Raw genomic sequence first — 6330 nt, 5'->3', positions numbered from 1 at the left:
ACAAAGGTGGTAACTTGCATTCTGAGCTCAAAAAATACAACCGAGAAATCAATAAAAGAAGAATAGGAATTGAGCATGTATTTGGCAGACTCAAAACCTTTAAGATTCTTGCTGGACGTTATCGAAATCGAGGCAAAAGACTGGGACTAAGGTTTAATCTAATTGCTGGAATTTATAATAGGGAGTTGAGCAAAAAATGATTTATGAAAGAGGTCTAATAGAATCTCTTTTATTTCTATTATATTTTTTATCTAAACTCAGAATGGCAGAACCGACCAATCCACCTAAAGAATTTTCAGTTGGATTATTTTTATTTGCTCGATCAAACGCATTCCAAGCAAAACTATAGTTACAGCAACATAGTGCAAGTAAAGCAACAAGCCTTTTCATAAATTCCCCTTTTGTATTGTATAAATAAATTACTCAATTTTAAAAATTCAAAATCACTGTCTAAGCTAGTGGAAATTTCTTTTTTACGGACTCTAAAAAAACTTTATATTTTTTTTATTTATGCGTCAAAGCGAAAAAATTTAGCATAAGTCTTGCATATGCTATTTGATTTTCAGGCAAAGTTACGCTCATTTCCTCATAAGGGTTATCCTCATCAGGTCTATATTTAGAAACACCATTTGTTTGATACTGATCTTTTAATTGATATTGATAATAAACAGTTTTTTTGTTTGCTCTCACAATATGCAAAGGTGTTGATAAAGTATTAAGCTTTATATCAAAAGCTCGTTGATATTCTCTAGCAGCTTCTGGGAAAAATGGGCTTGCCGCTTCCATAGCACACCCGACACAAGCAGGGACATCATATAAATTTAGATTTGCTTTTTGGTCAGATGATGTAATTGTCATAATGGTATTGCCATCTGCCCCAATGTAACCCTCCATTCTAGACCATGATGCAGGCGCTAATATCCATTGACCTGTTTTTGCAATATTGTAGATTTTCATGTGTGATGCCATATCTTTTGGCAAGTCCATAGCAAAATAACATTTTGAAGAATTACAGTTTACCGTTGGCGAATGGTATTGCCTTTCTTTTTCATCAGTACCCATCGGAACACTGATTGAATAAACAGGTATATGTACACCATTTTTGAATACAGCCTGCCCTACATACGTTAGAGGATGGCGTTTTTTTTGCTCATTAACACTGAGTGTCACTTTGGCTGGGGTAAAGTTATATTTTTTAGCAAAAGAAAAAGTCGATAAAAGTGACATTGCCAATATTGAGATTATTTTAAATTTCATATTAACACTCTAAATTATATAGATTTTATTGGATGAGATTTATCTAGCTTAGATAATCTTATATCAGGATTACACCTTATAATACATTGCTTAAAACTGAAATGGTGAAACATATCCTTTTAGGACTCTAAAAATTATTTTTCTCAGAATTAGAAGTGACAAAACTAACATAACTAGGTTTTGCTAGTTTTATGGGGCAGTCTGCTAAAATTATGCTTATAGATTCACATCAATAGATTTGAAAATAATTTATGGATACGTTAGAAACCAAGATTTTATTGGTATCTATAGATAGCCGAAAACTCGATTCACTCACGATGCACCACTCATTTTTATATTTTTCCCTAAAACTCTGACTAAATGACTAAGTTGGTTTTAAGGTACTGATAAATATTAAATTAATCCTGTTTAGTCGCTGACTTAACGATGACTAAATGACTAAGTGAATGACTTAATTAAGCCCTTTCATTTAGTCACTTAGTCAGTCTTTAGTCACTGACTAAAACATTAAATATTATTAAATAACATATACTTGTAACTCATTTAGTCACTTAGTCACTTTTTCTAGTAAAAAGGGATTTAATACGATTAATCGCTTCTTGCCGTTGGCTTCCACTCTTAGGTAATTAGAATCCTCAAGCTGCTGAATAATCATTTCTAATAACTTGCCATTCTTTTGCATTGGGCGAGGGCATGAGGTCTGAACATTGGAATAATTGATTCTATCCACTTGCTGATCGGTGCATTTCTTCATAAGCCATTTAAGCAGTTTTTGAGCCTCGTTTTCTTCCTTGCTCTCAATCTCGGCATAACGTGACCATTCCCCCAGTGAGTGCCGAACAATGTCACATGCACCTGATAGGATGGTGGCATCAATCTCCTGTTGTCCCTCAAAGTAGGCGAATACAGTAGCCAAGCGCCGTGCTAATTGACTGGCACGACTGGCAAAGGCTTGTAGGTACTCATAACGCTGCCCTTTTGCCTGTAGTCGTTCCACCTCATTGTAAAAGGCTAAATCTATCTGCTTTGCCTGTTCATTCATGTTCATCACAAAACGCCCATCATGCAGTTCATGCCCTGTTTGAGGTTGTGGGCAGTCATCCAGTAGATAAGCGCAGCGTGTCCAGTAGGCAACAAGCCGATGATCAAGGTGGGCATTGTTGGTTTGGTGGCTCGTATCCTGTAGCCGTGTGCCTGCCAAGTTTTCGGGAATGGTCAGGATAAAGCGAGGTAAAAAGCCTTGTCCCCTTAATACTGGGTCTTTGAGTGCATCGGATAAAACTTCATGCTGTCCCTGTAAATTAAAGGTTAATCGCACATCATAAGCCCGACCACTGCCGTTAAGGTTAGACTTAGATCGGGTACGTTCCACCGTGCCTTCATCAAATAGCTTGGTGTAGCCCCCTAGTGCGTGATTGCGTGTATCCGACTTCATGGTGTGACCGCCAAAAAACTGGGCTGCCTCATCACTGGAAATAGAGGCATTTTTAATGATGCCATCCACGTATAAGCCTGCAATGGATTCTAGGGTGATGTCGCTATATAACGTGCTAGGGTCATGCGGTGGGGGATTCTCCACGCCGTAGGCTTCACGGTCTTTTTTATTTAAGCCTGCCTGTCCACTTTTCCACTGTTCGAGGTCACGGCGATATAGGTCGTATTGCTTACGCTCATGCTCGATAATGGCTTTGTCTGCCAGTTTTCGGCTTGTGGTCTTACGGCTGCCACTTTGCCCCTCAGTCAGTAAAAACAGGCTACACGGCTCACCTTGAGGGTCATTCTTGTCGGGTGCATTAACGTAGCTCTGGGCGATATGGGACATTGCACCAATCACACACTGGGCAGTCATAGCAATAGGGGCTTGCACATGCTCAGCAATCGCAACGGCAGCCAACTTTGCCAATGGTGGCAGGGAATCTATAGGATAGGGTGTATTTATCCCAGTATTGCCCTGTATCAGGGGAATAGGGGCATCCCACTCACTCGATTGGCTTGCCATAATTAATCCTGTGATTTCTGCATCCAGTTCGCTTTGATTGGTGGTGATGTCGCACGGTATTTTAAGAGCAAGAATATCCACGCCTGTATCTCGAAAGCGCCGTTTATAGTCCAGTAGCTCATGAGAAGAACACACAAAATAGATTTGCTTTGCCTCTTGGCTTAACTGCTTTAATCCCTTGTCTGTGACCTTATGGTGATGATAGACGGCGTAAGAGGTGATAAAGGCAAGGGTACTATCCTCTGTGACCAACAAAGGAGAATCCTTGAGCTTTTCACAGTGAAAGAAATTGCCACCATTGCAGGCATAGCTACTGTTTTCTTGATGGTGTTCAATGTCATAGAATCGAGCGCCAACCAAATTTAAGCTATAATCGTAAGTGTCCCAAACGGCGTTATGGAAAAAGCTATCTCCCTCAAAATCATCAATCACCGATTTTTTGATTTCAGGGGGACAGCCCCCAAAGATTTTAACCATTGCCTGTTTTACTGGGTCACTGGGAAGTAATGTTACTGTGCTTTCCTCTAAAAGCGTCACAAGGTCGGCTTGTGGCGCTTTTTCATTGGGTTCATGCCCATCAAAATCAAAAGGAATGGTGGTGTCCCAAGTGGGTGCTGTATTCATAAATTACCCCCTTGAGCTTGGTTTGCTTCGGTTTGGTATTTTTCGGCTATGTATTGGTGTGCTTCCAGTCGATTGTCTGCCAAAAACTCATACATTCCGAAAAACTCGTCCAGTTCATCAAAATATAAGTCGTTTACATTGTATTGTTCTTGGGTGCGTTTTTTTAGCCTGTGAAATTCTCTCTTTAGGTGAGAGATAGCCATATTCATCCATTTCATGTCATTCACTGCCAATGCGCTTATATCAAGCATATCAAGGGCAGTGTAGGCTTCTGCGGTGCTTTTAGAATTGATTTGATTAGGCATGAGCTATGCCTCCTTTGAGTTTTGAGCTTTTTAAATCCACCATAATTTGAGAGATTAGGGTGGGAGGATTCACTCTCGGACTCAAAGTACCGCCCGACATATTCACCATAGGCTTATTTTGTCGTGTCATCCTCCCATAAAGGGATTGCAGCCTTGTTTGTGTAGCTGAAACACTTGTACCGTATAAATGCACAGATTGAGAGCCTATGCAAATTTGAGGCACAAAAAAACCTGAATGACGTTCAGGGGTGACGCTTTGAGATTTCGAGAGGTTTACAGCATAAGCGGATTTACTACAGCTTGCAATCAGAAACACCGCTATAGCCCAGACCGCAACCAATAAACCTAAGTCTTTGATGATGGTTTTCATAACATGACCTCTCTATTGCACTAGGTTAATATTGATATTTGAGTTAATCAAAACGCCGTCATTGGATAATCCGACCTGTTGGCGGTTGTCCATCATTCGTAATAAATGCTGTTCGGCTTCCTCAAAACTTATGCCTAAATGCTTGGCAATATCCTCAAGGTTGTAGAGTGGTTCGCCGTCATCCGTGTAACCGCTTACTGGTGGCAACAAGTTCAATTCTTTGGCTTTGGCATCCATTTCCGCCTTGATGTGGTCAGGGGTGTAATGCAGCGTTAAAAGAAAGGCTTGCTCAGTAATCGGGTGGTCATCGCCGTATTGCTTTACCATGTTTTTGTAATGGTCAAAGGCTTTGAAAAACTCAGGGTTTACATGGTTGCTCATGGTGTAATCCCCTCAAATGTAAGCTGTAGATTGTTTTTACATGTGGCAATTCTTAGGTTTAAATCTCGCATGACATAACGATGATTGGCTAATCCTGTACCGTGAAATGAACCTTTTGCCTTTTGGGTCTTTGCCTGCATACATAACCGATTCAATTCATCAAAGGCGGTTTGTCGGGCTGAATAGCTGCCAGTCTTGCGGATGGTTGGCAGTACCTCAGCAAATACCCAGTTTTGGAAATGGATGGCTTCGGGCTTGGTAGATCGGAACACAATGCGGTAGAGATTTTCCTCACTGATAAAAGTGAGTTTTTGCTGTCCGCCATTGGTAGGGGTGTACATGAAATGTATACCCTTTGGATTTAAGCTAAATCGACTTGGATGGGCATTTTTAATATCCAGTGCTTTGCATACATCGGGAAAACAAAATAACGGCTCATTGTTGGCATCAAAGGCAATACGAACCGAACTGGATTTAAAATCGAAATGGGTGACTTGGTTCATGCCTCAAACTCCTTTAGCTCATAACGTGCGTGTGTGCCTTTGCCGTTTAAGTTGGGTTCGTTGTGGGTCACAATGTCATGCCCTGATAGGCGTAATCGCTGAATAACGGCGCTCAGGCGGTAGCAATCAAAGTGATAGATGGCTTCTGCCTGTGAGAGAGTCTTACCTTGTTTTAAGTGGCTTAAAACAAGGGTTTGATGGGAAGTGTTTGGCATAGCTCAAGCCTCCATCTCTGCTTAATGGTTGGCTTTTTGATTGTTATGCCATGCAACTAGATCGGCATAATCAAAATAGACAGGGGCTTGTCGGGTAGAACCTTGTTTATATGGCTTCGGGAAAGCAGGGTCTTCTTTAGCAAGACGGCGCAAAGCATCACGTTTAATGCTTAAAAGTTCACATGCTTGGTTATAGGTAATGCGTAGTTTTTGCATTTGTTTAGCTCTATAAAACGATTTTTGATAGAGCTATAAGAACAAATTTTAATATAATAAAAAATAGTATTTTAATGACTAAGAATATGATTTTTAAGTATAAAAATATTATTAATTTTAATGGTCGTAGTAATTTATAAATAAATTTTACGATTTCCATTTACCCAAATAGTAATTTAGATTCAGAACATAATACGTTAGTGGTTTGAATTAGTAATTGGGTTTCTAAAAGTAGTAATTTTATTTGGAAAGTAAGGCTGTTTTTACTGCTTTGTTGGCTTCTACTTGAGAATCTGCTCTGCTTGGTAGAATTTGTGCGATAGCTTTGGCATGTGTATCTGTTGCTGTAAATCCGTAACTTGCGCTATATTCCTCTAAAAACATCTTGATTCGCTGCCAGTGGATTCGCTCATCTGAATATCTACATAAATAATTTAAATCGTGATGAATCCTAGCACTT

10 protein-coding genes and 1 pseudogene are annotated in these 6330 nt (G+C 39.8%); 1 reads left to right on the top strand and 10 read right to left on the bottom strand.

The genetic code is table 11. The annotated features are described in order from the left end of the window. On the top strand, positions 1-200 hold a 200-nt coding region (locus tag GBN19_RS14080), incomplete at its 5' end, for a transposase family protein (RefSeq protein ID WP_308469259.1). A 1-nt stretch (position 201) separates the two neighbouring features. Here the strand turns inward: GBN19_RS14080 and GBN19_RS14075 are convergent. From GBN19_RS14075 to GBN19_RS15835, 10 genes and pseudogenes are all read right to left on the bottom strand, one after another. After that, a complete protein-coding gene (locus tag GBN19_RS14075; protein WP_151778564.1) occupies positions 202-390 on the bottom strand; it encodes a hypothetical protein in 189 nt (62 codons plus the stop codon). 114 nt (positions 391-504) lie between these two features. After that, positions 505-1257 (bottom strand): DUF4850 domain-containing protein, encoded by a 753-nt coding sequence (locus GBN19_RS14070; RefSeq protein WP_151778563.1) that lies wholly within the window; start codon positions 1255-1257, stop codon positions 505-507. Positions 1258-1804: 547 nt separating this feature from the next. Next, entirely contained in the window at positions 1805-3880 is a 2076-nt protein-coding gene (locus GBN19_RS14065; protein ID WP_151778562.1) for a DUF3987 domain-containing protein, read from the bottom strand. Next, positions 3877-4185, bottom strand: a complete 309-nt coding sequence (locus tag GBN19_RS14060) for a hypothetical protein (RefSeq protein WP_151778561.1) — start codon at positions 4183-4185, stop codon at positions 3877-3879. The genes GBN19_RS14065 and GBN19_RS14060 overlap by 4 nt, the downstream gene beginning before the upstream one ends. Next, positions 4178-4555, bottom strand: coding sequence for a hypothetical protein (locus GBN19_RS14055; RefSeq protein ID WP_151778560.1), 378 nt, complete (start codon positions 4553-4555; stop codon positions 4178-4180). The genes GBN19_RS14060 and GBN19_RS14055 overlap by 8 nt, the downstream gene beginning before the upstream one ends. A 12-nt stretch (positions 4556-4567) precedes the next feature. Continuing rightward, positions 4568-4936, bottom strand: a complete 369-nt coding sequence (locus tag GBN19_RS14050) for a hypothetical protein (protein WP_151778559.1) — start codon at positions 4934-4936, stop codon at positions 4568-4570. Beyond that, a complete protein-coding gene (locus GBN19_RS14045; RefSeq protein ID WP_151778558.1) occupies positions 4933-5439 on the bottom strand; it encodes a BRO-N domain-containing protein in 507 nt (168 codons plus the stop codon). Before GBN19_RS14045 ends, GBN19_RS14050 begins: the two co-directional genes overlap by 4 nt. Continuing rightward, on the bottom strand, positions 5436-5654 hold the full coding sequence (locus GBN19_RS14040; protein ID WP_151778557.1) for a helix-turn-helix domain-containing protein: 219 nt from the start codon (positions 5652-5654) through the stop codon (positions 5436-5438). The genes GBN19_RS14045 and GBN19_RS14040 overlap by 4 nt, the downstream gene beginning before the upstream one ends. 21 nt (positions 5655-5675) lie before the next feature. Further along, positions 5676-5870, bottom strand: a complete 195-nt coding sequence (locus GBN19_RS14035) for a transcriptional regulator (protein ID WP_151778556.1) — start codon at positions 5868-5870, stop codon at positions 5676-5678. Between the two features lie 240 nt (positions 5871-6110). Next, positions 6111-6330: pseudogene (locus GBN19_RS15835) on the bottom strand (hypothetical protein); the annotation flags it as partial.

Source organism: Acinetobacter brisouii, assembly GCF_008993995.1.
Taxonomy (GTDB): domain Bacteria; phylum Pseudomonadota; class Gammaproteobacteria; order Pseudomonadales; family Moraxellaceae; genus Acinetobacter; species Acinetobacter brisouii_A.
This window is presented reverse-complemented; position numbering and strand designations above follow the sequence as displayed.

Coding starts and splice junctions, on each gene's coding strand:
- GBN19_RS14055 (WP_151778560.1), bottom strand. CDS start 4,555: ATGAAAACCATCATCAAAGACTTAGGTTTATTGGTTGCGGTCTGGGCT.
- GBN19_RS14045 (WP_151778558.1), bottom strand. CDS start 5,439: ATGAACCAAGTCACCCATTTCGATTTTAAATCCAGTTCGGTTCGTATT.
- GBN19_RS14040 (WP_151778557.1), bottom strand. CDS start 5,654: ATGCCAAACACTTCCCATCAAACCCTTGTTTTAAGCCACTTAAAACAA.
- GBN19_RS14075 (WP_151778564.1), bottom strand. CDS start 390: ATGAAAAGGCTTGTTGCTTTACTTGCACTATGTTGCTGTAACTATAGT.
- GBN19_RS14070 (WP_151778563.1), bottom strand. CDS start 1,257: ATGAAATTTAAAATAATCTCAATATTGGCAATGTCACTTTTATCGACT.
- GBN19_RS14065 (WP_151778562.1), bottom strand. CDS start 3,880: ATGAATACAGCACCCACTTGGGACACCACCATTCCTTTTGATTTTGAT.
- GBN19_RS14060 (WP_151778561.1), bottom strand. CDS start 4,185: ATGCCTAATCAAATCAATTCTAAAAGCACCGCAGAAGCCTACACTGCC.
- GBN19_RS14050 (WP_151778559.1), bottom strand. CDS start 4,936: ATGAGCAACCATGTAAACCCTGAGTTTTTCAAAGCCTTTGACCATTAC.
- GBN19_RS14035 (WP_151778556.1), bottom strand. CDS start 5,870: ATGCAAAAACTACGCATTACCTATAACCAAGCATGTGAACTTTTAAGC.